We start from the raw sequence: 24,304 nt of genomic DNA on the forward strand, positions 1-24,304 counted from the left end.
TTACCGCATATACCGCAGGATGGCTTGTGTTATGGAGGCTCAGGGTGTTGCTTTGCAACCCGATAGTACGCGCAGCGCCGCAGCCGGCGGATTTCACGGCGCACAGACGCAAAAAAGCCCATCCGGCAGGATGGGCTTCTTCACTTTATTTGATGCCTGGCAGTTCCCTACTCTCGCATGGGGAGACCCCACACTACCATCGGCGCTACGGCGTTTCACTTCTGAGTTCGGCATGGGGTCAGGTGGGACCACCGCGCTACAGCCGCCAGGCAAATTCTGTTTATCAACACACTTTTTAGTCTGTCGATGTCATCTGTAATCAGGCTGAAAATCTGTCTCTTCGCCAAAACACCTTCGGCGTTGTAAGGTTAAGCCTCACGGTTCATTAGTATCGGTTAGCTCAATATATCGCTACACTTACACACCCGACCTATCAACGTCATCGTCTTTAACGTTCCTTCAGGAGACTTAAAGTCTCAGGGAGAACTCATCTCGGGGCAAGTTTCGTGCTTAGATGCTTTCAGCACTTATCTCTTCCGCATTTAGCTACCGGGCAGTGCCATTGGCATGACAACCCGAACACCAGTGATGCGTCCACTCCGGTCCTCTCGTACTAGGAGCAGCCCCCTCAATTCTCCAGCGCCCACGGCAGATAGGGACCGAACTGTCTCACGACGTTCTAAACCCAGCTCGCGTACCACTTTAAATGGCGAACAGCCATACCCTTGGGACCTACTTCAGCCCCAGGATGTGATGAGCCGACATCGAGGTGCCAAACACCGCCGTCGATATGAACTCTTGGGCGGTATCAGCCTGTTATCCCCGGAGTACCTTTTATCCGTTGAGCGATGGCCCTTCCATTCAGAACCACCGGATCACTAAGACCTGCTTTCGCACCTGCTCGAGCCGTCACTCTCGCAGTCAAGCTAGCTTATGCCTTTGCACTAACCTCCTGATGTCCGACCAGGATTAGCTAACCTTCGTGCTCCTCCGTTACTCTTTAGGAGGAGACCGCCCCAGTCAAACTACCCACCAGACACTGTCCGCAACCCGGATCACGGGTCCACGTTAGAACACCAGCCATTAAAGGGTGGTATTTCAAGGTTGGCTCCACGCAGACTGGCGTCCACGCTTCAAAGCCTCCCACCTATCCTACACATCAAGGACCAGTGTTCAGTGTCAAGCTATAGTAAAGGTTCACGGGGTCTTTCCGTCTTGCCGCGGGTACACTGCATCTTCACAGCGAGTTCAATTTCACTGAGTCTCGGGTGGAGACAGCCTGGCCATCATTACGCCATTCGTGCAGGTCGGAACTTACCCGACAAGGAATTTCGCTACCTTAGGACCGTTATAGTTACGGCCGCCGTTTACCGGGGCTTCGATCAAGAGCTTCTCCTTACGGATAACCCCATCAATTAACCTTCCGGCACCGGGCAGGCGTCACACCGTATACGTCCACTTTCGTGTTTGCACAGTGCTGTGTTTTTAATAAACAGTTGCAGCCAGCTGGTATCTTCGACTGATTTCAGCTCCACGGGTAAACCGCTTCACCTACATATCAGCGTGCCTTCTCCCGAAGTTACGGCACCATTTTGCCTAGTTCCTTCACCCGAGTTCTCTCAAGCGCCTTGGTATTCTCTACCTGACCACCTGTGTCGGTTTGGGGTACGATTTCGTGTTACCTGATGCTTAGAGGCTTTTCCTGGAAGCAGGGCATTTGTCACTTCAGCACCGTAGTGCCTCGTCATCACACCTCAGCGTTAAAAGGTACCGGATTTACCTGGAACCTCCGCCTACATGCTTAAACCGGGACAACCGTCGCCCGGCTAACATAGCCTTCTCCGTCCCCCCTTCGCAGTAACACCAAGTACAGGAATATTAACCTGTTTCCCATCGACTACGCCTTTCGGCCTCGCCTTAGGGGTCGACTCACCCTGCCCCGATTAACGTTGGACAGGAACCCTTGGTCTTCCGGCGTGCGGGTTTTTCACCCGCATTATCGTTACTTATGTCAGCATTCGCACTTCTGATACCTCCAGCAACCCTCACAGGCCACCTTCAACGGCTTACAGAACGCTCCCCTACCCAACAACACATAGTGTCGCTGCCGCAGCTTCGGTGCATGGTTTAGCCCCGTTACATCTTCCGCGCAGGCCGACTCGACCAGTGAGCTATTACGCTTTCTTTAAATGATGGCTGCTTCTAAGCCAACATCCTGGCTGTCTGTGCCTTCCCACATCGTTTCCCACTTAACCATGACTTTGGGACCTTAGCTGGCGGTCTGGGTTGTTTCCCTCTTCACGACGGACGTTAGCACCCGCCGTGTGTCTCCCGTGATAACATTCTTCGGTATTCGCAGTTTGCATCGGGTTGGTAAGTCGGGATGACCCCCTAGCCGAAACAGTGCTCTACCCCCGAAGATGAGTTCACGAGGCGCTACCTAAATAGCTTTCGGGGAGAACCAGCTATCTCCCGGTTTGATTGGCCTTTCACCCCCAGCCACAAGTCATCCGCTAATTTTTCAACATTAGTCGGTTCGGTCCTCCAGTTAGTGTTACCCAACCTTCAACCTGCCCATGGCTAGATCACCGGGTTTCGGGTCTATACCCTGCAACTTAACGCCCAGTTAAGACTCGGTTTCCCTTCGGCTCCCCTATACGGTTAACCTTGCTACAGAATATAAGTCGCTGACCCATTATACAAAAGGTACGCAGTCACACCCGAAGGTGCTCCCACTGCTTGTACGTACACGGTTTCAGGTTCTTTTTCACTCCCCTCGCCGGGGTTCTTTTCGCCTTTCCCTCACGGTACTGGTTCACTATCGGTCAGTCAGGAGTATTTAGCCTTGGAGGATGGTCCCCCCATATTCAGACAGGATACCACGTGTCCCGCCCTACTCTTCGAGTTCACAACCTGTGCATTTTGGTGTACGGGACTATCACCCTGTACCGTCGGACTTTCCAGACCGTTCCACTAACACACAAGCTGATTCAGACTCTGGGCTGCTCCCCGTTCGCTCGCCGCTACTGGGGGAATCTCGGTTGATTTCTTTTCCTCGGGGTACTTAGATGTTTCAGTTCCCCCGGTTCGCTTCATTACGCTATGTATTCACGCAATGATAGTGTGTCGAAACACACTGGGTTTCCCCATTCGGAAATCGCCGGTTATAACGGTTCATATCACCTTACCGACGCTTATCGCAGATTAGCACGTCCTTCATCGCCTCTGACTGCCAGGGCATCCACCGTGTACGCTTAGTCGCTTAACCTCACAACCCGAAGATGTTTCGTAAAACACCATCGTGTTGCGAAAATTTGAGAGACTCGAACACACCGCTTTTCATTTCTTATTACGGAGAAATGAAACAGTGTGTCGTTTCAATTTTCAGCTTGATCCAGATTTTTAAAGAGCAAAACTTCGCAGTGAACCTTTTTCAGGTACACTCTGAAGTTTTCTTGGTTTGTTGCAGTAAAGATGGTGGAGCTATGCGGGATCGAACCGCAGACCTCCTGCGTGCAAAGCAGGCGCTCTCCCAGCTGAGCTATAGCCCCATCGAATGAATCTCTTTTAACCTTAATTCGTTTTCGGGCGCGGCGTGGTGAAGCGAAGCATACTGAAGTATGCGAGCTTTGCCACAACAAAGCACGAGAGCGAATTTGGTAGGCCTGAGTGGACTTGAACCACCGACCTCACCCTTATCAGGGGTGCGCTCTAACCACCTGAGCTACAAGCCTGCAGAGATTTTCTTACTGCTAATTTTCATCAGACAATCTGTGTGAGCACTACAAAGAACGCTTCTTTAAGGTAAGGAGGTGATCCAACCGCAGGTTCCCCTACGGTTACCTTGTTACGACTTCACCCCAGTCATGAATCACAAAGTGGTAAGCGCCCTCCCGAAGGTTAAGCTACCTACTTCTTTTGCAACCCACTCCCATGGTGTGACGGGCGGTGTGTACAAGGCCCGGGAACGTATTCACCGTGGCATTCTGATCCACGATTACTAGCGATTCCGACTTCATGGAGTCGAGTTGCAGACTCCAATCCGGACTACGACATACTTTATGAGGTCCGCTTGCTCTCGCGAGGTCGCTTCTCTTTGTATATGCCATTGTAGCACGTGTGTAGCCCTACTCGTAAGGGCCATGATGACTTGACGTCATCCCCACCTTCCTCCAGTTTATCACTGGCAGTCTCCTTTGAGTTCCCGGCCTAACCGCTGGCAACAAAGGATAAGGGTTGCGCTCGTTGCGGGACTTAACCCAACATTTCACAACACGAGCTGACGACAGCCATGCAGCACCTGTCTCAGAGTTCCCGAAGGCACCAATCCATCTCTGGAAAGTTCTCTGGATGTCAAGAGTAGGTAAGGTTCTTCGCGTTGCATCGAATTAAACCACATGCTCCACCGCTTGTGCGGGCCCCCGTCAATTCATTTGAGTTTTAACCTTGCGGCCGTACTCCCCAGGCGGTCGACTTAACGCGTTAGCTCCGGAAGCCACGCCTCAAGGGCACAACCTCCAAGTCGACATCGTTTACGGCGTGGACTACCAGGGTATCTAATCCTGTTTGCTCCCCACGCTTTCGCACCTGAGCGTCAGTCTTTGTCCAGGGGCCGCCTTCGCCACCGGTATTCCTCCAGATCTCTACGCATTTCACCGCTACACCTGGAATTCTACCCCCTCTACAAGACTCTAGCCTGCCAGTTTCGGATGCAGTTCCCAGGTTGAGCCCGGGGATTTCACATCCGACTTGACAGACCGCCTGCGTGCGCTTTACGCCCAGTAATTCCGATTAACGCTTGCACCCTCCGTATTACCGCGGCTGCTGGCACGGAGTTAGCCGGTGCTTCTTCTGCGAGTAACGTCAATCGTTGCGGTTATTAACCACAACGCCTTCCTCCTCGCTGAAAGTACTTTACAACCCGAAGGCCTTCTTCATACACGCGGCATGGCTGCATCAGGCTTGCGCCCATTGTGCAATATTCCCCACTGCTGCCTCCCGTAGGAGTCTGGACCGTGTCTCAGTTCCAGTGTGGCTGGTCATCCTCTCAGACCAGCTAGGGATCGTCGCCTAGGTGAGCCGTTACCCCACCTACTAGCTAATCCCATCTGGGCACATCCGATGGCAAGAGGCCCGAAGGTCCCCCTCTTTGGTCTTGCGACATTATGCGGTATTAGCTACCGTTTCCAGTAGTTATCCCCCTCCATCGGGCAGTTTCCCAGACATTACTCACCCGTCCGCCACTCGTCACCCAAGGAGCAAGCTCCTCTGTGCTACCGTTCGACTTGCATGTGTTAGGCCTGCCGCCAGCGTTCAATCTGAGCCATGATCAAACTCTTCAATTTAAGTTTGATGCTCGTGAATTAAACTTCGTAATGAATTACGTATGTTCACTCAGAGACTTGGTATTCATTTTTCGTCTTGCGACGTTAAGAATCCGTATCTTCGAGTGCCCACACAGATTGTCTGATAAATTGTTAAAGAGCAGTTGCGACGCGCTTTAGCGCTCTGTCGCGAGGTCCCGTATATTACGTTTTCCTCATTCAGAGTCAAGCATTTATTTTTGCTTTTCTCTACGAAGTTCTCAGTGGAACCCCGCTGACCCGGCGGCTTGTAATCCGTTGTTCCGTGTCAGTGGAGGCGCATTATAGGGAGTTATTTCAGGCTGACAAGGGGAAATTTAAAATAACTTTCCGAACGCGTATTTTTTCATCAAAACTACCTAAACTGCCAGTTTTTCGAGCGTCTTAAAGCCATAACGCTGCAGTACGGGCAATAGTTGTTCAGCTTCTGTCGTCATTGCCATACAGAATGCGACATTCTCGTCGGATGATTTTGCATCTGGTGCTTCATGTTCTAATAACCAGGCCGTGCGACGCGCAATCGCAGCACCAGAATCAACCAGCCGCGTCCCCTCGGGCAGAACCTGTAAAAGCTCTTCCTGTAATAGAGGGAAATGAGTACACCCGAGCACCACTGTGTCAGGGGGTTCCGACATCCGCAGCCACGGACGCAGAATGCGGCGCAGCTCTTCCAGAGAAACTGTTTCACCGTGCAGCTTCGCTTCAGCCAGTTCCACCAGCTCGGCAGAACCCAGCATCGCTATCTGACATTCGTTTGCAAACCGCGCAATCAACTCATGAGTATATGAACGTTTCACCGTTGCACGCGTAGCCAGCAACCCCACCACGCCATTCGCCGTGAGTCGCGCCGCCGGTTTAATCGCAGGCACCACGCCAACTACCGGAAAAGCAAATTTCTCCCGTAACGCAGGGAGCGACACCGTGCTTGCCGTATTACACGCGATAACCGCAAGAGAGAGGGGATAGCGCTGCTGGACCGCAGTCACAATCTCAACAACGCGCTCAACGATAAACGCCTCGCTCTTCTCTCCATAAGGAAAGGCGACGTTATCAAAAGCGTAGATATAGTGGAGATCCGGGAGAAGACGCCGGATCTCGTCATAGACCGACAACCCACCGACGCCGGAATCAAACACCAGCACGGTGGGACGTGGATCAGAAGGTGTAGCTGCCAGACAAGGTGTATTCCCGTCCTGCAGTTGCGTAGCCATAAACTGTCTCGTAATCTTTATCGAACAGGTTGGCGATTTTACCACGAACTGTCAGCTGTGAGGTGATTGGATATGATAATCCGATATCCCATAAGCTGACGCCGCCCAATTTAACATCACGATTATTGTCGAAATCATTATCGTAACGTTTACCTATATATTGATACGCAACGTTCCAGCCCAAATCCTGGACCTGTCCGGTTAACTCATACTTAACCTGCTGTTTTGCACGGCGATAGAGCACCTTGTTTGTGTCATCATCACGCGGGTCAACGTATTGTAGCGTCAGATTATGTTCTACGGGGCCTGTCGTAAAGTTTCCGGTCCATTCCAGCCCTTTAATCGTGGCTGATTTAACGTTGACGTACTGATTATTCTTGTAGTCGATCAGGTTTTGAATTTCATAGTGGTATGCGGAAAGACGCCAATTAAGCGGCCCTGTCAATCCATCAATACCTGCTTCCCACTGTTTAGATTCTTCCGGTTTCAGATTCGGGTTGGCAGCGATACCCGGTCCATAGGATGAGGCAAAGCGCGTCGCCCCGTATTGCTGACCCAGCGAGGGCGCCAGGAAACCAGTACCGTAAGAGAGCGTTGCACGATAGCCATCAACAAACTCCCAGCCAGCTGCGGTCTGCCAGGTACCATGCCAGCCGAATTGTTCGTCATGATCTTCACGGCCCGAGGCTTCCAGCGTGACGCTCTCAATTTGTTGCTGCCCGGTCAGATAAAGTCCCGTTGTATCACGTTTATAAGCATCTGATTTCGTCGTACTGCTGGATGTCAGCTTCTCTTGTTTCCAGTCGACACCGCCGCTAATTGCCCCATGCCCAACCGCAACGTTATTTCCCCACTGAATATAGCGTTGTTCCATATTATCCAGCGTAGCGTCTCCCGCATAACTGCCGAGTTCGTTGCTATAGTTGTAATCTTTGAGATGCTGGTAGTTAGCAATAAGTTGGGAGGAGTAGATACCAGAGCTGTAACGAAGACCTGAATCCCAGGACTGCGTGTAATTCTGGGCTTCGTCATTCCCTCCAGGATTACCCCACGAACCCTGGTCATAATCACTATTAGCGGTATATCCATAACCACGGAAGAAGCCGGAGACGTTATCGCTAAACTTGTGTTGAACGCCGCCCCAGAACAGCTTATTGCGATAACCATCGCGGTCGCTGTCACCGCTGTAGGGTGAGTCGGGTTGAATGTTAAAACCTTTCGTCGTCTGGTAAGCACCAGCCGCCGTCACCATCGTGTCACCAAACCGCTTATTAACCGAGCCGTCATAGGTTTGATAACCATCAGTCCCCATACCCGCGTTGATCTGCGATTTCTCTTCATCACTCATCGTAATGATGTTAACCACACCACCGATCGCACCAGAGCCGTACACTGCTGAACGGGGTCCGCGAATGTATTCAACACGCTGCACCAACGATACCGGAATCTGGCCAATGTCGATCGCATTGCCGATGCCGGCACGTGCCATCGGCACACCATCAATCAATACCAGAACGTGACGAGATTCAGTGCCGCGAACATACAGAGAGGAACTTTTACCCATACCGCCGCTCTGGGAGATATCTACGCCTGGCAATCGACGCATGACATCGTTCAGATCTTTTGACTGCCAGCGTTGAATATCTTCACGCGTGACCACATCGGTGGGGGCAAGAACAGTATTAACAGGCTGCTGAAAACGGTTGGCAGTGACGACGAGAGTATCCGGGCGAGTGTCCTGTGCCCAACCAGAAAATGCCGTGACGGACAACGCCGTGCACAGCAATGATTTTTTGATCATTGTAAAGCATCCACAATTTAAGAAGGATGCCGCAGGTCCCACCGATAGTACGCGATGATGAAGACCAGATGCGACGTTAGCCGGCAGGTCTTCGGGCTTGGAGGCGACATAAAGAGACGATGACTTCCCGCGGCAAGCCGCAGTGTCTGCACCAGGTGCGCTCATCTCTTACCTTCCTTACCGCTGCGCGTCAGCTCCAGATTTACACTGGATTCCCTTTTAACTCACAGGACCGGAAAACGGATGCTACAGTTTGTTACAACCTGGTGTCCAGACCGCATATCACATTATCGGAAATCATCAATGACTGGACATCTGTTGAGCAATCCCTACAATCCCCGCGTACTTTTATTTTTCAGGACGCATCATGACCCCCGAACACCTTCCGACAGAACAGTACGACGCCCAGTTAGCTGAAAAAGTAGTGCGTCTGCAGAGCTTAATGACGCCATTTTATGCACAGGCTCCGGAAGTGTTTCGCTCACCGGTCAGCCATTACCGTATGCGCGCCGAATTCCGCCTGTGGCATGACGGTGATGACCTGTACCACATCATGTTCGACAGCCAGACCAAAAGCCGTATTCGCGTCGACAGCTTCCCGGCTGCCAGCGAGCTCATCAACACGCTGATGACGGCAATGATCGACGGCGTTCGCAACAACCACGTCCTGCGCCACAAACTGTTTCAGATTGATTACCTCACAACCCTGAGCGATCAGGCGGTGGTATCGATGCTGTACCATAAAAAATTAGATGATGAATGGCGTCAGGAAGCCGAAGCGCTGCGAGATGCGCTGCGGGCGCAAAACCTGAACGTCCATCTGATTGGTCGGGCAACCAAAACCAAAATTGAGCTGGACCAGGACTACATTGACGAACGCTTGCCGGTAGCAGGTAAAGAGATTATCTACCGCCAGGTTGAGAACAGTTTTACCCAGCCGAATGCCACCATGAATATCCAGATGCTGGAATGGGCAATTGATGTCACCAAAGGGTCAAAAGGCGATCTGCTTGAGCTGTACTGCGGCAATGGCAACTTCTCGTTAGCCCTGGCGCAAAACTTCAACCGTGTACTGGCCACCGAAATCGCCAAACCGTCCGTGGCTGCTGCGCAGTACAACATCGCGGCTAACCACATTGATAATGTACAAATTATTCGCATGGCGGCCGAAGAGTTTACTCAGGCGATGAACGGGGTACGCGAGTTCAACCGTTTGCAGGGAATCGATCTGAAGAGTTACCAATGTGAAACCATTTTCGTGGACCCACCGCGCAGCGGTCTGGACAGCGAAACAGAGAAAATGGTGCAGGCGTATCCGCGTATTCTGTATATATCCTGCAATCCGGAGACATTATGTAAGAACCTGGAAACGTTAAGCCAGACGCACAATGTTTCACGTCTGGCTCTGTTTGATCAGTTCCCGTATACGCACCATATGGAGTGCGGCGTGTTACTGACCGCAAAATAAGTGATGACCTGGCCGGGAGCGCTTCGCTTGCCCGGCCGACAAAGATTACTCCACAATTTCCTGTTTACGGTTACGCACTTTAAAACCGATCCAGAACACCAGAATCACCGACAGTACCGCCGGGAAGAAGTTAGAGCCAATATCCGGGTATTCAGCGCGTACCACTGTGCTGTACAACAGAACACCGAGAATAAAACAGGCGGCAGCCAGGCCCGGTAGTCCCACAGGCATGGTGCGGTTCTGATAGCGCTGATGCAGACAATAAACCGTCAGCACCAGCGAAATAATCGGGAATACTGAGAATTGCACAATGGAGCTAAACAGCGCCGCAAATGTGCCATTGATCGATAAGCCAGCAACCAGCGCCAGCAGCAGCGTACCTTTATCTTGACCTGACTGTTTCATTGCTTGTCCTTCTCGTTACTCGGAGTGGTGCGTCATCTTTTCTTGTTCACGGCGGTACCAATAGAATGCGCCTTTCGCGATCATGCGCAATTGCAGTACCAGCCGCTCTTCCAGCTGCCGACGCTGTTCAGCGCCAACATCCAGTGCTTCTGCCCCGGCGCTGAACACAATGGTTACCATGGCTTCGGCTTGCGCTTCAGTAAACGCACGAGGCATATGGTTTTCGAGTTCCAGATAGTCCGCAAGTTCCGCAATGAAGTGCTGAATTTCACGTGCGACCGCAGCACGAAACGCTGCGGAAGTCCCCGAACGCTCGCGCAATAATAAACGGAAGGCGTTGGGATTGTTGCCAATGAACTCCATAAATGTTGAGACCGAGGTGCGGATCACACTCCCACCCTTAGCAATACGCTGACGCGCCTGACGCATCAACTGGCGCAGCATCAGACCACTCTCGTCCACCATCGTCAGGCCGAGTTCATCCACATCGCGGAAATGGCGATAAAACGAGGTTGGCGCAATGCCCGCTTCACGAGCGACTTCGCGTAAACTGAGGCTGGCAAAACTACGCTCAGCGCTGAGTTGACTAAATGCGGCTTCTACCAGCGAACGCCGGGTTTTTTCTTTTTGTTGCGCTCTAACGCCCATCACGATGTCTGAATCCTTCCACATACCTTGCTGGCACTATACCAGAGATTAGGCGGTTGGCATGGCTTTGTGAATGATTGTTTACGCGCAGTTTGTGCTTCGACTTCGCAAAAAAGCACAACGATAATTGGGTTATCCTGACAACGATGTTACTATTCTGTTGCTTTTATGTATAAGAACAGGTAAGCCTGACCATGTCACATTCCTACGATTACGATGCAATAGTAATAGGTTCCGGTCCCGGCGGCGAAGGCGCTGCGATGGGTCTGGTTAAGCAAGGAGCGCGCGTCGCGGTGATTGAGCGCTATCATAACGTCGGTGGAGGCTGTACCCACTGGGGCACCATCCCGTCGAAAGCCCTCCGCCACGCCGTCAGCCGTATCATTGAATTCAATCAGAACCCACTTTACAGCGACCACTCCCGACTCCTTCGTTCTTCTTTCGCCGATATTCTCAACCACGCTGATAACGTCATAAATCAGCAGACACGTATGCGGCAAGGATTTTACGAGCGTAACCACTGCGAAATTTTGCAGGGCAATGCCCGTTTTGTTGATGAACACACGCTCGCTCTGGAATGCCACGACGGCACGGTGGAAACGCTGACCGCGGATAAGTTCGTTATCGCCTGCGGTTCACGCCCCTATCACCCTGTAGACGTCGACTTTTCGCATCCCCGGGTGTATGACAGCGACTCGATCCTGAGCCTGCACCACGAACCCCGCCACGTTTTGATTTATGGCGCAGGGGTCATTGGCTGCGAATATGCATCGATTTTTCGTGGAATGGACGTCAAAGTCGATTTAATCAACACTCGCGATCGTCTGCTGGCGTTCCTCGATCAAGAGATGTCCGACTCGCTCTCTTATCACTTCTGGAATAGCGGTGTCGTCATTCGCCACAACGAAGAGTACGAGAAGATTGAAGGCTGCGATGATGGCGTCATCATGCATCTGAAATCCGGTAAAAAACTGAAGGCCGACTGCCTGTTGTACGCCAATGGTCGCACCGGTAATACCGATTCGCTGGCGCTGGAAAATATTGGTCTGAAAACTGACAGCCGCGGACAGCTGAAGGTCAACAGCATGTACCAGACAGCGTTACCGCACGTCTATGCCGTTGGCGATGTGATCGGCTATCCGAGCCTGGCATCAGCAGCCTACGATCAGGGACGCATTGCCGCCCAGGCGTTGGTAAAAGGCGAAGCGACTGCGCATCTGATCGAAGATATCCCGACCGGGATTTATACCATTCCGGAAATCAGCTCCGTCGGTAAAACGGAACAGCAGCTCACGGCAATGAAAGTTCCCTACGAAGTCGGTCGCGCCCAGTTTAAACACCTGGCACGAGCACAAATCGTCGGTATGAGCGTCGGAACGCTGAAGATTCTGTTCCATCGTGAAACTAAAGAGATTCTGGGGATCCACTGCTTTGGGGAACGCGCGGCCGAAATCATTCATATCGGTCAGGCGATTATGGAGCAAAAAGGTGGTGGTAACACCATCGAGTACTTCGTTAACACCACCTTTAACTACCCAACGATGGCGGAAGCCTATCGGGTAGCGGCGCTAAATGGCTTAAACCGCCTGTTTTAACGCACTGTCGAAATGGCCATCCATTGATCCACGGATGGCCTCTGCCAGCTGTTCATAACGACTGCGCAGCGGCGAACCTGGACGATACACCAGGCCAATCGTCCGGCGTGGTTCAGGCTTGATGCAGGGCAGATAAACAACACCATCACGCTTACGCTCAGACGGAACAGCCAGCGCAGGCAATAAAGTAATACCGCTGCCTGCCGCCACCATGTTGCGTAGTGTTTCCAGACTGGTTGCCCGAAAATGGGTATCCTCATCAGCGCCCGCTTCAAAGCAGAAGCCCATCGCCTGATCGCGCAGGCAGTGACCATCCTCCAGCATCAGCAGTTTTTCACCCGCCAGATCGGACATCGGCACACAATCCCGGTTTGCCCATGGGTGATCTTCATAGATCGCCAGCAACATAGGCTCATCAAATAACGGCACTTCGATGAACGCTTCACTCTCTTTCACCAGCGCCAGAATGACGCAGTCGAGCTTACCGCTGTCCAGTTGCGCCAGCAGTTGATGCGTCTGCGCCTCATGGAGATACATTTCCAGTTTTGGGAAGGTCTGGTGCAACATAGGAATAATATGCGGCAGCAGGTATGGCCCCACCGTTGGGATCAAACCAATATGCAGCGGGCCAGACATTGTCTCGCCTTGTTGGCTTGCCATCTCCTTGAGCACTTTGACCTCGCGCAGCACGGTACGCGCCTGATCCACCAGCAGTAAACCTGCCTGAGTGAACAGCACCTTGCGACTTGTACGCTCCAGCAACATAACGCCAAGCTCATCTTCCAGCTTACGGATCTGGCCGCTCAGCGTTGGTTGGCTTACGTGACAGGAGTCTGCCGCTCGTCGGAAGTGACGATGTTCGGCGAGTGCCACCAGGTATTCAAGATCACGAATATTCATTATTCATCCTCCATCGCCACGATAGTTCGTAGCGATAGGTAGCATAGCAACGAACGATTATCCCTATCAAGCTTTCTGTTTAATAATGCACCACAGAAACGGAACGGTACCCCTTTAACCCTTGAAGCTACTGTCCGTTCTCATACTCGAAATAACTAAAGCCAACGTGAACTTTTGCGGACCTTGTGTCCGCATTTTTTTTGCATAAAAAAGCCCGGCGTGGCGCCAGGCTCGAATCATTACCCATCAATTTACGCCAGACGCGCCTTCGCATAGTCGATCGCCTGCGCAACCTGCAGGGGCGAAACGCCGCCTTTCGCCGCACGTTTGTCTAAGCAAGATTGCAACGAGAGGATCGGGTAAACGTCATCGCCAATGACCTGGCTGAACCGTTGTAAATCGGCAAGCGACAGAGCTTCCAGCGGTTTGCCCTGCCGAATCGCCTCAACTACCGTTTCACCCACAATATGGTGCGCTTCGCGGAACGGAACACCTTTTGCCACCAGATAATCCGCCAGTTCAGTGGCGTTAGCATAGCCCTGCTGCGCAGCCTCCTGACAACGCGGACGTTTCACCTGAATGCCATCCAGCACCAGCGCGGCCATATGCAGGCAATCCAGCCAGGTGTCGAGCGCGTCAAACACCCCTTCTTTGTCTTCCTGCATATCTTTGTTGTATGCCAGCGGGAGGCCTTTTAATGTCATCATCATGCCGGTCAGCGCCCCCTGCACACGACCGCATTTACCGCGGATCAGCTCCAGTGCATCCGGGTTTTTCTTCTGCGGCATCAGAGATGAGCCCGAAGTCACACGATCGGACAGCTCAACAAAGCCCGCTTCCCCGGTATTAAAGAAAATAAGGTCTTCAGCAAAACGTGACAGATGCACCATACCGATAGAGGCGTCGGAGAGTAGCTCCAGCACGTGATCACGGTCAGAAACGCTATCCAAACTGTTGCGCGTCGCCGAGGCAAAACCCAGCCAACCGGCCAACTGCTCGCGATCGATTTCATATGCCGTACCCGCCAGCGCGCCACAGCCTAACGGGCTAACGTCTAAGCGTTTGAGTGTGTCCTGCAGACGGCTCTCGTCACGCGCCAGCATTTCAACATAGGCCAGGCACCAGTGGGCAAACGTCACAGGTTGCGCACGTTGCAGGTGGGTGTAACCCGGCATAACCGCGTCCTGGTTATTCTCTGCCGTCACCACCAACGCACTTTGCAACTGACGATTGGCCGACAGCAATTCAATAACCGTATCTTTACACCACAGTTTAAGATCGGTCGCGACCTGGTCGTTACGGCTACGTCCGGTATGCAGTTTTTTGCCAAGCTGGCCGACTTTATCGATCAGCTTTCCTTCTACCCAGCTATGAATATCTTCGGCATCGCTTTGCAGGATCTGCTGCGGATTCGCCCTAACCTCTTCCAGCAGAGTATTCAGCGCCTCTTCCAGCTGCAGCTGCTCATCGGCGGTCAGTACGCCAACCGTTACCAACGCTTTGGACCAGGCCACAGAGCCGACAATATCCTGTTCTGCCAGGCGGTAGTCAAAACGCAACGAGTCGTTGAACTGTTTGAACCGCTGATCTGCTGCCTGTGTAAAACGCCCACCCCAAAGTGCCATAACATCGTTCCTTTATTCATTAGTTCCGCCGGGTAGCGCTGCGCTTACCCGGCCTACAGTCATTCAATAAAATCTTACGCTAAAATCCGCGTACCAATTGGCGTGCCGTTAAACAGCGCCGGAAGTTGATCGGCATGACGCCAGGAGGCGATATCCACCGGACGGCCCAGCGTACGCGCAGCATCCAGTGCCGCATTGACCTTCACGATCATGCCATCAGTAATAATACCTTGTTCAATCAGTTGTTCCGCTTTGACGGCGGTCATTTCAGCAATACGCTGACCTTTACCATCCAGAATACCACTTACGTCAGAGAGCAGGATCAGATCCGCCCCCAACGTTGCTGCCAGCGCCGTTGCCGCCTGGTCGGCATTAACATTCATCAGTAGTCCGTCTTCAGTAACGCCAATGGAGCTCACTACCGGCAGAAAACCACCTTCCAGCAGCGTGTTAATCAGCTTAGGCGAACCCGGCTGCGCCAGTCCAACATGACCCAGCTCTTTATCGAGCGGCGTCACCTTTACGCTGTCACCATCGCCAAGATACAGACCCACAGACGCGATGTGATGTTTTTTTGCCCAGGCCAGTAAGGTTTTATTCGCTGTTCCCGCCAGGGCGCCGGTAATAATGTCAATTTGATCGGCTGGCGTGACGCGCAGGCCATTTTTCTTTTTTACCGGCAGATTGAGCTGCTTCATCAGCTCATCAACCACGCAGCCGCCACCGTGCACAATGACCAGTGGACGCTGATGCGACTCACGATAATTCACCAATGCGGTAAACAGACGCTCCAGCGCCTCTTCGCTATCCAGTAAAACGCCGCCCAGCTTGATAATTAATGGATTCATTGTTGCACCTTTACATAAGAGACTGCGTTTGGGCAAAGCCAAAACGAATATTTGCGCACTGCATCGCCTGTGCTGCCGCGCCTTTCAATAAGTTATCTTCAGTTGCCACCACGATCAGGTGCTCACCCTGTACAGCGAACCCGATATCACAGAACGGTAAGCCAACCACGTTCTTCAGCGCTGGAACGCCTTTGTCATACAAACGCACCAGTGGCTTATCGCCATACGCCTGTTGCAACGTCTGGGCCACTTGCGCATGGGTTACGCCCGTTTGCAAACGGCAGGTGATAGTTTCCAGGATGCCGCGGGGGAAGTTACCCAGATGCGGGGTGAAGATCACTTCCGCACCAAGGTGAATCGCGATTTCCGGCTGATGACGATGGGTAAACACGCCATACGGCTGTAGGCTCACCTCACAAAAGCTGTTGGAAATAGCCGCCTTACGCCCCGCGCCGCTCACGCCGCTGGTGGCGTTGATCACCGGCCACTGGCTGAGATCCAGCAGCCCGGCATCAATCAGCGGTTTAAGCGAAAGCTGCGCCGCTGTTGGGTAACAACCTGGTACGGCAATCAGGTTCGCGTCTTTTAGTTGGTCTTCGCTCCACTCCGCCAGCCCATAAACGGCCTGCTCCAGCAGGTCAGGGTGCTGATGGGTAAAGCCGTAATATTTTTCATAGAACGCGCCGTCGTTTACGCGAAACGCGCCCGAAAGGTCAAACACCACGCATCCAGCCTGCAGGAACTGCGGGGCCAGGTCATGACTCACCTCATGAGCCGTTGCGAGGAACACAATGTCCACCCCTGCGCTAAACTCGCTGATATCTGACATTGGCTGCAACGGTAAATCGACAATGCCTTTCAACTGCGGATGCAAATCGGAGATTAATTTTCCTGCATCATTGCTTTGCGCTGAGACGGTCAAAGCGGTTATGTTCATATCAGGATGGCGATTTACATAGGTCACAAGCTCTGCGCCGGCATAACCACTGGCGCCCACAATCAGCGTATTCAACATCGGGGCTGCTCACCTTCTTAGATTCTGTTGCCAGGTATAAGCCTTTATCACCTCACCTTACACTTGGTGGGTTTTATTATGCTTAACGTTAATGTATTTTTATTCACAAATATTGCATGAATATTGATACTATCATGACCCGAGGTGTGTCAACAATGAAAAACAATTTACCGCCATTTATCGAGATTTACCGCGCTCTGATTGCCACACCGTCGATTAGCGCCACCGAAGAAGCACTCGATCAAAGCAATGCAGGTTTAATCACTCTGCTTGCGGGCTGGTTTAAAGATTTAGGCTTCAATGTAGAGGTCCAGCCGGTTCCCGATACGCGAAATAAATTCAATATGCTGGCGAGCATCGGGCAAGGGGCTGGCGGTCTGTTGTTGGCGGGCCATACCGATACCGTCCCGTTTGATGACGGACGCTGGACGCGCGATCCGTTCACTCTCACCGAGCATGACAATAAGCTCTACGGTCTGGGTACGGCGGATATGAAAGGCTTCTTCGCCTTTATCCTCGATGCGCTGCGCGACGTCGATGTCACGAAGTTGAAAAAACCCCTGTACATTCTGGCCACTGCCGACGAAGAAACCAGCATGGCGGGTGCACGCTACTTCTCTGAAACCACCGCCCTGCGACCGGACTGTGCGATCATCGGTGAACCCACCTCCCTGCAACCGGTCCGCGCGCACAAAGGTCATATCTCTAATGCGATTCGCATTTTGGGGCAATCGGGCCACTCAAGCGATCCGGCGCGTGGCGTCAATGCGATTGAGCTGATGCATGATGCCATTGGCCATATCATGACTTTGCGCGACGACCTGAAAGAGCGTTATCACCATGATGCGTTTACCGTCCCGTATCCGACGTTAAATTTGGGTCACATCCACGGTGGCGATGCTGCCAACCGCATCTGCGCCTGCTGCGAACTGCATATGGATATTCGCCCCCTCCCCGGCATGACGCTCAACGATCTCAGTGGCTTACTTAACGATGCGCTGGCCCCGGTCAGCGAGCGCTGGCCGGGTCGCCTGACGGTGTCGGAACTGCATCCGCCCATTCCAGGCTATGAGTGCCCACCTGACCATCAACTGGTACAAGTGGTTGAGAAACTGCTGGGCGCGCAAACGGAAGTGGTGAACTACTGCACCGAAGCGCCGTTTATCCAGACGCTTTGCCCAACGCTGGTGTTGGGTCCTGGCTCCATTAATCAGGCGCATCAGCCGGATGAGTATCTGGAAACGCGTTTTATCAAGCCGACGCGGGAGTTAATTACCCAGGTAGTGCACCACTTCTGCTGGCATTAACCGCTTATCGCCTCGCTAACCCTTTAGTGGTAAGCGAGGTAATTTATTAACATTTCCATAAGCAACGCTTATTTGATTCGATGTGAATTAAATAACGTAAATTGCCGCCATTTTTTCGTTTGCTGAACCGATTTCGCAGCAATTGACGCCACGAGTTTTACGTGGCTTTATAAAAGACGGCTAAAAAGTTAAGTCCGAAAAATACAGGGCTAATAATTTCAAAATGGGGTGTCTGGGTTAATGAACGAACAATATTCCGCGTTGCGTAGTAATGTCAGTATGCTCGGCAAAGTGCTGGGAGAGACCATCAAGGACGCGCTGGGAGAGAACATTCTCGACCGCGTAGAAACAATCCGTAAGTTGTCCAAGTCATCCCGCGCTGGCAATGAAGTCAATCGCCAGGAATTGCTCACTACGCTGCAAAACCTGTCTAACGACGAGCTGCTGCCGGTTGCCCGCGCGTTTAGCCAGTTTCTGAACCTGGCCAACACTGCCGAGCAGCACCACAGCATTTCGCCAAAAGGCGAAGCCGCCAGCAACCCGGAAGTGATTGCTCGCACCCTGCGTAAATTGAAAGACCAGCCCAACCTCGATGAAGCCACCATCAAGAAAGCCGTGGAGTCTCTCTCGCTGGAACTGGTACTCACCGCCCACCCGACCGAGATCACCCGCCGCACGTTGATCCATAAAATGGGCGAGGTAAACGCCTGCCTCAAACAGCTTGACAACAAAGACCTCGTCGATTACGAACGCCACCAGCTGATGCGCCGTCTGCGCCAGCTGATTGCCCAGTCCTGGCATACGGATGAAATTCGTAAACTGCGTCCAAGCCCGGTTGATGAAGCCAAATGGGGCTTCGCGGTGGTTGAAAACAGCCTGTGGGAAGGCGTGCCGAACTATCTGCGCGAACTGAACGAACAGTTGGAAGAGCACCTGGGTTATAAGCTGCCGGTTGATTTTGTCCCGGTTCGCTTTACCTCCTGGATGGGCGGTGACCGTGACGGCAACCCGAACGTAACGGCGGATATCACCCGCCACGTGCTGCTGCTCAGTCGTTGGAAAGCCACCGATCTGTTCCTGAAAGACATCCAGTTTTTGATTTCTGAACTGTCGATGGTAGATGCCACACCGGAACTGCTGGCGCTGGTGGGCGAAGAAGGTGCGGCGGAACCTTACCGTTATCTGATGAAAACGTTGCGTTCACGTCTGATGGCAACCCAGGCCTGGCTGGAAGCCCGTCTGAAAGGCGAGAAATTGCCGAAGCCTGCGGGCCTTCTTACCCAAAACGAACAACTTTGGGACCCGCTTTATGCGTGTTACCAGTCTCTGCAAGCTTGTGGCATGGGTATCATCGCCAATGGCGAACTGCTCGACACCCTGAGGCGCGTGAAATGTTTCGGCGTACCGCTGGTACGTATCGATATTCGTCAGGAAAGCACCCGTCATACTGAAGCTCTGGGCGAACTGACCCGTTATCTGGGCATTGGCGACTACGAAAACTGGTCAGAAGCCGATAAACAAGCTTTCCTGATCCGCGAACTGAATTCCAAACGTCCGCTGCTGCCGCGTCACTGGGAACCAAGCAACGACACCCGTGAAGTGCTGGACACCTGCCAGGTTATTGCCGAAGCACCGTACGGTTCCATTGCCGCCTATGTTATCTCGATGGCGAAAACGCCATCAGATGTGTTGGCCGTACACTTGTTACTGAAAGAAGCCGGTATCGGTTTTGCTATGCCGGTCGCGCCGCTGTTTGAAACGCTGGACGACCTCAACAATGCCGATGACGTCATGTCCCAGCTCCTGAATATCGACTGGTATCGCGGCTTTATTCAGGGCAAACAGATGGTCATGATTGGCTACTCTGACTCCGCAAAAGATGCGGGCGTGATGGCCGCCTCCTGGGCACAATATCAGGCCCAGGATGCGCTGATCAAAACCTGCGAAAAAGCCGGTATCGAACTGACGCTGTTCCACGGTCGCGGCGGGTCCATTGGTCGCGGCGGCGCACCTGCCCATGCGGCACTGCTCTCCCAACCGCCAGGCAGCCTGAAAGGCGGCCTGCGCGTGACAGAACAAGGTGAGATGATCCGCTTTAAGTACGGCCTGCCGGAAGTGACCATCAGCAGCCTGTCGCTGTATACCGCAGCAATTCTGGAGGCCAACCTGTTACCGCCGCCAGAGCCGAAAGATAACTGGCGTCATATCATGGATGAGCTTTCCGATATCTCCTGTGAGCTTTATCGTGGATATGTGCGTGAAAATAAAGACTTCGTTCCTTATTTCCGCTCCGCGACGCCAGAGCAAGAACTGGGTAAATTGCCGCTCGGTTCACGTCCGGCAAAACGTCGCCCAACCGGCGGGGTTGAGTCTCTGCGCGCCATTCCGTGGATCTTTGCCTGGACGCAGAACCGCCTGATGCTCCCGGCATGGCTGGGTGCTGGTACCGCGCTGCAAAAAGTGGTTGAAGACGGTAAGCAAAGCGAACTCGAAGCAATGTGCCGCGACTGGCCATTCTTCTCCACGCGTCTTGGCATGCTGGAAATGGTTTTCGCCAAAGCGGATCTGTGGCTGGCAGAATACTACGATCAGCGCCTGGTCAAAAAAGAGCTGTGGCCGCTGGGCGAAGAACTTCGTCAGCGCCTGGAAGCCGATATCGATGTCGTGCTGGCGATTGCCAACGACTCACATTTGATGGCCGACCTGCCGTGGATTGCCGAGTCCATTCAGTTAAGAAATATTTATACCGATCCACTGAACGTCTTACAGGCTGAGCTGTTACACCGTTCACGCCTGGCCGAAGAGCAAGGACATGAACCGGATCCACGCGTTGAACAAGCGCTGATGGTGACTATCGCTGGTGTTGCCGCCGGTATGCGCAATACAGGCTAACACCCCTCCAGCTGTCGCCTTCGTGCTACTGTACGAAGGCGACAGTAAAAACCGCTGTTACAATCATTTCATTTTCAATATATTCCTGCCTGAACATATTCACTACGTGAATATTACAACAGCGAAACACGATCCTGAGATCGTGATGCTTCAGTTCCTCTTAATGTTTAGCCGCTACTCTTGGCGCTACAATTAAAGACAGGCTCATACTATGCAATCCTTACAACTCCAGTCTAAACCCGCGTTTAGCTGGAAAGCCCTGGGTTGGGCGCTCCTCTATTTTTGGTTTTTTTCCTCATTACTGCAGGCCGTTATCTATTTCAGCGGCTATAGCGGATCTACCGGCCTACGCGACTCCCTGCTGTTCAGCTCGCTGTGGTTGATCCCGGTATTTTTATTTCCAAACCGTATCCGCATTATTGCTGCCGTCATTGGCATAGTGCTATGGGTGGCATCGCTGGCTGCTCTGAGCTATTACGTCATTTACGGGCAAGAGTTCTCGCAAAGCGTTCTGTACGTGATGTTTGAAACCAATGCGAACGAAGCCAGCGAGTACCTGAGTCAATACTTCAGTCTGAAGATCGTCTTAATTGCGCTGGCCTATACGGCAATAGCAATTCTGCTATGGACGCGCCTGCGCCCGGTACATATTCCATCGCCCTGGCGCTACCTGGTGTCGTTTGCGCTTTTATACGGTTTGATTCTGCATCCAATGACGGTGAACACCTTCATCAAACAAAAACCGTTTGAAAAAACGTTGGATGGCCTTGCTTCACGTATGGAGCCCGCCGCGCCGTGGCAATTCATCTCCGGGTATTATCAATATCGTCAGCAGTTGACCTCGCTCAATAGCCTGCTGAATGAGAACAATGCCCTGCCACCACTGGCCAACTTTAAAGACAGCTCAGGTGACGCACCGCGTACGCTAGTGCTGGTGATTGGCGAGTCAACGCAACGTGGCCGCATGAGCCTGTATGGCTACCCGCGTGAAACGACGCCAGAACTGGATGCGTTGCATAAATCCGATCCTAACTTCACCGTGTTCAATAATGTTGTGACCTCACGTCCGTACACCATTGAAATCCTGCAGCAGGCGCTGACCTTCGCCAACGAGAAGAACCCGGATCTGTATCTGACTCAGCCGTCTCTGATGAACATGATGAAACAGGCGGGTTATAAAACCTTCTGGATCACCAATCAGCAGACAATGACGGCCCGCAACACCATGCTGACCGTGTTCTCTAAGCAGACGGATAAGCAGTTCTATATGAACCAGCAGCGTACGCAAAGCGCACGCGAATATGACAGCAACGTGCTGGCACCATTTAAAGAAGTGCTGGCCGACCCGGCGCCGAAAAAGTTCATCATCGTGCACCTGCTGGGAACGCATATTAAGTACAAATTCCGCTATCCGGATGGCCAGGGTAAGTTCGACAATAATATCGACAATGTTCCCGCTGGCCTGAGTAACGATGAGCTGGAAGCCTACAACGATTACGACAGCGCGAATGTCTACAATGATCATATTATTGCCAGTCTGATCAAAGACTATAAAGCGACCGATCCGAACGGCTTCCTGCTGTACTTCTCCGATCATGGTGAAGAGGTTTACGATACGCCACCGCACAAAACGCAGGGTCGTAATGAGGACAGCCCAACGCGCCATATGTATACGGTGCCGTTCCTGTTGTGGACCTCGGAAAAATGGCAGGCCGCGCATCCACGTGACTTTTCACAGGATGTGAATCGTAAATACAGCAGCTCTGAGCTTATCCACACCTGGTCTGACTTAGCGGGCTTCACCTACGATGGTTTCGATCCAACTCGCGCCATTACCAACCCGCAGTTCAAAGAGACAACCCGCTGGATTGGCAATCCGTACAAGAAGAATGCCCTGATAGATTACGATTCCCTGCCTTACGGCGATCAGATCGGTAATCAGTAACTCTCGCACCGGCCACTCTTAAAGAGTGGCCTTTTTTTAGGATGGCGGTTACTGTTTCCCTGTCTGCTGCCTGCAAGGGATTAACATGTATCACGACGTAAGCCATCTTCTCTCCCGCCTGATTAACGGCCCCGCACCGCTGCGCCAGGTGTATTTTGCCAGCACCACTAGCACAACACCGGAACTGGCGTATCAGGTCGATTTTCCCCGGCTGGAAATTGTGCTGGAAGGTGAATTTGCGGATTCTGGCGTTGATAAGGTGCTTACCCCCGGCGATGTCTTGTTCGTTCCGGCTGGCGGCTGGAATTATCCGCAGTGGGTCACACCGGTCACGACACTCAGCATTCTGTTCGGCAAACAGCAACTGGGTTTCAGCATCGTCCAGTGGGACGGCAAGCAATATCAAAATCTTACCCGCCAACACGTCGCACGGCGCGGGCCACGTATTGGTTCTTTTCTGCTGCAAACGCTCCATGAGATGCAAATGCAGCCGCAAGAACAGCAAACGGCCAGGTTAATCGTTGCGAGCTTGCTGAGCCATTGTCGCGATCTGCTCGGCAGCCAGATCCAGACCGCATCCCGCAGCCAGGCCCTTTTCGAAGCCATTCGCGGTTATATTGACGAGCGTTACGCTGCGCCGCTCACCCGAGAATCCGTTGCGCAGGCGTTTTACATTTCACCCAATTACCTCTCCCACCTGTTTCAAAAAACGGGCGCAATCGGTTTTAACGAATACCTGAATCATACGCGACTGGAACACGCAAAAACGCTGTTAAAGGGTTACGAGCTGAAGATCAAAGAAGTAGCACACACCTGTGGATTTGTTGACAGCAACTACTTCTGCCGCCTGTTTCGCAAGAATACTGAACGTTCACCGTCAGAGTATCGTCGGCAGTATCACAGCCAGTTGACGGAGAAAAAAACTACTCCAGAGTAAGATGTGTGTGCTGCGGCGCTGACAGCAGCTTTCGTACTGCACTCATCACCCGTTGTGGTTCACGCAGAAAAGCGCTAATGCCCGACTGCACGTATCGACTCTGCGTAAAGCGTTCCGCCCCCGCAAGTTCAATATCGGTAATGAGCAACACCGCATCAGCGCGGTTAATATCTTCTTCCGTTAAGCGATTTTCGGTTCCCAGCGCGCCCTGAGTTTCAATCTTAATGCTCCACTTCTCTTGCTGGCAGAGCTTCTCCAGCCGTTCGGCAGCCATATAGGTATGTGCCACGCCGCTTACGCACGCGGTAACCGCAACCAGATATCGTACAGGTGCGACTGTCATA

At 52.5% G+C, this 24,304-nt stretch carries 15 protein-coding genes, 2 tRNA genes, 3 rRNA genes and 1 riboswitch; of the genes, 6 read left to right on the forward strand and 14 right to left on the reverse strand.

What is annotated here, in order from left to right; genetic code table 11:
* Positions 1-154 precede the first annotated feature (154 nt).
* From rrf to btuB, 7 genes are all read right to left on the reverse strand, one after another.
* Positions 155-270, reverse strand: a 5S ribosomal RNA gene (gene rrf, locus NMD08_RS24360).
* Positions 271-364: 94 nt separating this feature from the next.
* Positions 365-3,268 (reverse strand): 23S ribosomal RNA (locus NMD08_RS24365).
* Positions 3,269-3,475: 207 nt separating this feature from the next.
* Positions 3,476-3,551: transfer RNA gene (locus NMD08_RS24370), tRNA-Ala, on the reverse strand.
* Between the two features lie 106 nt (positions 3,552-3,657).
* Positions 3,658-3,734 (reverse strand) — tRNA-Ile (locus NMD08_RS24375).
* A gap of 71 nt (positions 3,735-3,805) precedes the next feature.
* Positions 3,806-5,345 (reverse strand): 16S ribosomal RNA (locus NMD08_RS24380).
* The 16S, 23S and 5S rRNA genes sit together here with 2 tRNA genes alongside, the layout of an rRNA operon.
* A 377-nt stretch (positions 5,346-5,722) precedes the next feature.
* A complete protein-coding gene (gene murI, locus NMD08_RS24385) occupies positions 5,723-6,574 on the reverse strand; it encodes a glutamate racemase (protein ID WP_151218475.1) in 852 nt (283 codons plus the stop codon).
* Positions 6,519-8,375 (reverse strand): TonB-dependent vitamin B12 receptor BtuB, encoded by a 1,857-nt coding sequence (gene btuB / locus NMD08_RS24390; protein WP_370619218.1) that lies wholly within the window; start codon positions 8,373-8,375, stop codon positions 6,519-6,521. Before btuB ends, murI begins: the two co-directional genes overlap by 56 nt.
* 64 nt (positions 8,376-8,439) lie before the next feature.
* A riboswitch (cobalamin riboswitch) is annotated at positions 8,440-8,627 on the reverse strand.
* Between the two features lie 115 nt (positions 8,628-8,742).
* On the opposite strand from btuB, the gene trmA reads away from it, so the two are divergent.
* Complete coding sequence (gene trmA, locus NMD08_RS24395; protein WP_370619220.1) at positions 8,743-9,843, forward strand: tRNA (uridine(54)-C5)-methyltransferase TrmA; 1,101 nt, start codon at positions 8,743-8,745, stop codon at positions 9,841-9,843.
* A gap of 45 nt (positions 9,844-9,888) precedes the next feature.
* Here the strand turns inward: trmA and NMD08_RS24400 are convergent, their stop codons facing one another.
* On the reverse strand, positions 9,889-10,248 hold the full coding sequence (locus tag NMD08_RS24400) for a YijD family membrane protein (protein ID WP_370619222.1): 360 nt from the start codon (positions 10,246-10,248) through the stop codon (positions 9,889-9,891).
* 15 nt (positions 10,249-10,263) lie between these two features.
* Positions 10,264-10,899, reverse strand: coding sequence for an HTH-type transcriptional repressor FabR (fabR, locus tag NMD08_RS24405; protein WP_003028862.1), 636 nt, complete (start codon positions 10,897-10,899; stop codon positions 10,264-10,266).
* Positions 10,900-11,090: 191 nt separating this feature from the next.
* On the opposite strand from fabR, the gene sthA reads away from it, so the two are divergent.
* Positions 11,091-12,491: a Si-specific NAD(P)(+) transhydrogenase gene (gene sthA, locus NMD08_RS24410; RefSeq protein WP_114683787.1), complete on the forward strand. Its 1,401-nt coding sequence runs from the start codon at positions 11,091-11,093 to the stop codon at positions 12,489-12,491.
* On the opposite strand, the gene oxyR is transcribed toward sthA, so the two are convergent.
* The 4 genes from oxyR to argC form a co-directional block, all read right to left on the reverse strand.
* Entirely contained in the window at positions 12,474-13,391 is a 918-nt protein-coding gene (gene oxyR / locus NMD08_RS24415; RefSeq protein WP_151218472.1) for a DNA-binding transcriptional regulator OxyR, read from the reverse strand. The genes sthA and oxyR overlap by 18 nt on opposite strands.
* Before the next feature lie 251 nt (positions 13,392-13,642).
* Positions 13,643-15,016: an argininosuccinate lyase gene (argH, locus tag NMD08_RS24420; protein ID WP_151218471.1), complete on the reverse strand. Its 1,374-nt coding sequence runs from the start codon at positions 15,014-15,016 to the stop codon at positions 13,643-13,645.
* Positions 15,017-15,090: 74 nt separating this feature from the next.
* Entirely contained in the window at positions 15,091-15,864 is a 774-nt protein-coding gene (gene argB, locus NMD08_RS24425; protein ID WP_151218470.1) for an acetylglutamate kinase, read from the reverse strand.
* Positions 15,865-15,874: 10 nt separating this feature from the next.
* Complete coding sequence (gene argC / locus NMD08_RS24430) at positions 15,875-16,879, reverse strand: N-acetyl-gamma-glutamyl-phosphate reductase (protein ID WP_151224170.1); 1,005 nt, start codon at positions 16,877-16,879, stop codon at positions 15,875-15,877.
* A 155-nt stretch (positions 16,880-17,034) separates the two neighbouring features.
* Between argC and argE the strand changes: the two genes are divergently transcribed.
* From argE to NMD08_RS24450, 4 genes are all read left to right on the forward strand, one after another.
* Positions 17,035-18,186, forward strand: coding sequence for an acetylornithine deacetylase (argE, locus tag NMD08_RS24435; protein WP_151218469.1), 1,152 nt, complete (start codon positions 17,035-17,037; stop codon positions 18,184-18,186).
* Between the two features lie 240 nt (positions 18,187-18,426).
* On the forward strand, positions 18,427-21,078 hold the full coding sequence (gene ppc / locus NMD08_RS24440) for a phosphoenolpyruvate carboxylase (protein ID WP_151224169.1): 2,652 nt from the start codon (positions 18,427-18,429) through the stop codon (positions 21,076-21,078).
* A gap of 211 nt (positions 21,079-21,289) precedes the next feature.
* A complete protein-coding gene (locus NMD08_RS24445) occupies positions 21,290-23,023 on the forward strand; it encodes a phosphoethanolamine transferase CptA (protein WP_370619224.1) in 1,734 nt (577 codons plus the stop codon).
* Between the two features lie 85 nt (positions 23,024-23,108).
* Positions 23,109-23,960: an AraC family transcriptional regulator gene (locus NMD08_RS24450; protein WP_151224168.1), complete on the forward strand. Its 852-nt coding sequence runs from the start codon at positions 23,109-23,111 to the stop codon at positions 23,958-23,960.
* Here NMD08_RS24450 and NMD08_RS24455 read toward each other — a convergent pair.
* Positions 23,947-24,303 carry a PTS fructose-like transporter subunit IIB gene (locus NMD08_RS24455; protein ID WP_151218465.1) on the reverse strand — a complete coding sequence of 119 codons (357 nt, stop codon included), beginning with the start codon at positions 24,301-24,303 and terminating at the stop codon, positions 23,947-23,949. The two genes, NMD08_RS24450 and NMD08_RS24455, sit on opposite strands and share 14 nt — an antisense overlap.
* Position 24,304 lies beyond the last annotated feature (1 nt).

The sequence above is a fragment of the Citrobacter meridianamericanus genome, assembly GCF_041320245.1.
In the GTDB taxonomy this organism is placed as follows: Bacteria; Pseudomonadota; Gammaproteobacteria; order Enterobacterales; family Enterobacteriaceae; genus Citrobacter; species Citrobacter meridianamericanus.